The organism is Deinococcota bacterium, assembly GCA_030858465.1.
Taxonomy (GTDB): Bacteria; Deinococcota; Deinococci; order Deinococcales; family Trueperaceae; genus JALZLY01.
Map to the genome: position 1 here is coordinate 1 of JALZLY010000123.1, position 2,446 is coordinate 2,446.

Below are 2,446 nucleotides of genomic sequence, written 5' to 3' on the forward strand. Positions count from 1 at the left end.
CATTCCGCCAAAACCTGGTCGAGCGGGCGGCCCGGCACCCAAGCCCAGACGAGCGCACGCTTGCTGCTCGAGCCCCCTAGCAGGGGAGCAAGCTTCACTGGTCCATCTCGAAACGCCTGCGCGCCCCGTCGCGCCCTTTCAAAGTCGTACTCGTCGTAGAGTTTGAGGACGACCCGCAGTCCACCAGCGGCGAGCTGAGCCACGAAGCGGCGCTCGGGCTTGTAGCGCAGCGGGCGCAGGTGCGCGCGGTGCAGCTCAGGCTGCGCTGGCAGGAGCTTACCGAGAAAGTGCGCGCGCGCTTCCGTTTCAGCTACCTTGTTGAGCGCCGCCAGCTTGCGGTCGGCTGGAAAGGCGTAAACGGCGATCATCGGGTCTAAAACCTGCGGTCTTAGTCTGCCATGGCCGCGCCCCTTCTCTATGGCGCTGCGGAGCTTGTCGGCTGCGTCCAAGCGGTAGGCTTTGGCGTAGGCGTCCGTCACATGGCCGTCCAGCTCGAGCTGGTAGGCGACCAGGCAATTCGTGCCGGGTTTGTAACGGAGGTAGCGGACGCGCGCCTCCCCAACACGCCTCCCCGGCAATGCCACGCGCAGGGCCTCAGCAAAGGCCTGGGGGTCAAGAAGTCGCCCCAGCCCAGGCAGCTGCCGGTCGCGGCGGATGATGTCTTGGTCCTGGACGAGCAGCTCACTAGGCGGCATAGGCCTTCTCCTCGGCGCGGGTCCTGCCTTCGGTCGCGAGCTGCATTCTGTAGAGCGTAGCGTAGCGCCCACCTAGCCGTATGAGCGCCTCGTGGTTGCCCTCCTCGAGCACCTGGCCGTTCTCGATATAGACGACGCGGTCGGCCCTTGCCGCAAAGCCCAGGTCGTGGGTGATAAGCAGCGTCGTTTGCGCCTTGGAGATCTCATCCAGAGACGCGCTCACCCAGCGCTCGTTCTCCTCGTCGAGACCAACCGTCGGCTCGTCCAGGATGAGAATCGGCGCCTTGCGGATGGCGGCGCGCGCCACCGCTATCCGCTGGCGTTGCCCACCCGAGAGCGTGGCGCCGCGCTCGCCCAGAACGGTGGCGTAGCCCTTCGGCAAGGCCATGATGAAGTCGTGGGCGTGGGCCAGCCTAGCCGCGGCGTCGACCTCCTCGTCGCTCGCCCCCGGCACGCCGAAGGCAATGTTATCGCGCACGCTGGCGCCGAAAAGCAGGTTGTCCTGCAAGACCACGCTGATCTGACCCCGCAAGGACTGAAGCGTGTAGTCGCGGATGTCGCGCCCGTCAATTGTCACCCGGCCCATCTCGGGGTCGTAAAGGCGCGGCAGGAGGCTCGCCAGGGTGGACTTGCCGCTCCCCGACGGGCCGACGATGGCGACGCGCTCGCCCGCGTTGACGCGGATGTCGATATCTTTCAGCACGGGCTGGGCCGAGTCGTAAGCGAAGGAGAGCCCCTCGAAATGCACCGCTCCTTTGAGGGGAGGCGCGGACACGGCGCCGGGCGCATCGCGGATGTCAGGCTCGCGGTCGAGGATCTCCAGGACGCGCTCTCCCGCGGCGCTCGCCTTGGCGAGGCGGCCGGTGAACTTCGCGAAGTCGCGCATCGGCTTGAAGGCGTTCTTCAAGTAGGTGATAAAGACGATGAGGTCACCGGGGGTAAGTGCGCCGCCCAGCACAAGCCGCGCGCCGAAAAAGAGCACCAACGCCGTGGACGTCGCGATGAGCACATCCACGGTGCGCTCCAGGCCCGTCGCCAAGCGCTTGGCCTTGATGCCCTCCTTCAGGCTCTTTTGGTTCTGGCTCAAGAATGCTTTATTGAAGGTCGGCTCCAGTGACAGCGCCTGAACGATCTTGATGGCACCAATCGATTCGGCGGCCATCGCGGCCATCGCCCCCTCACGCTTGCGTTGCTTGCGTGAAACCTCGCGGATGAGGTTACCTTGACGCGCGGACACCAACCAGAAGATCGGGAAGATTGCCACGGCGATAAGCGCTAACTGCCACTGCAGGAGAAACATCACCGCGAGCATGCCGATGAGGATGAAGATGTTGCCGAGCATGGGCAAAACGGCGGTAACGGCGATCTCCTTGAGCATGCCCACATCACTGATGACCCGGAGTGTGAGGTCACCCCCTTTGGCCCCTGTGTGGTAAGAGAGCGAGAGGCGCTGCAGGTGCTCGTAAAGCTCACCCCGTACCCGCGTCAGGACCCGGTTGCCGATGAGCGCGAAGCCGATGGTGCTGGCGTACTCAGCGGCAGCACGCAAGGCGATGATAATCACCAAGCCAACCGCTGAAACCGTTAGGAGCGCTGTTGGTGACAACGCATCAACAAAAGCCAGCCCTGAAGTGCCGCCGTTCGGTGCCGTAACGATTACTCGGTCGAGGATGAATTTGAGTGGCCAAGGTTCCAGGAGGCGCATCCCAACTTGAGCGAAGAGCGCGGCGAAAGCGCCTACCAGCAAGAGG

Annotated in this window: 2 protein-coding genes; both read right to left on the minus strand. The window is 64.3% G+C overall.

Going from position 1 to position 2,446, the window contains the following annotated elements; all coding sequences use genetic code 11:
• Nucleotides 1-695 (minus strand): hypothetical protein (locus M3498_05860; GenBank protein MDQ3458808.1); only part of this gene is annotated, 695 nt, incomplete at its 3' end.
• Complete coding sequence (locus tag M3498_05865) at nt 685-2,400, minus strand: ABC transporter ATP-binding protein/permease (GenBank protein ID MDQ3458809.1); 1,716 nt, start codon at nt 2,398-2,400, stop codon at nt 685-687. The genes M3498_05860 and M3498_05865, both read right to left, overlap by 11 nt.
• Nucleotides 2,401-2,446: the final 46 nt, after the last annotated feature.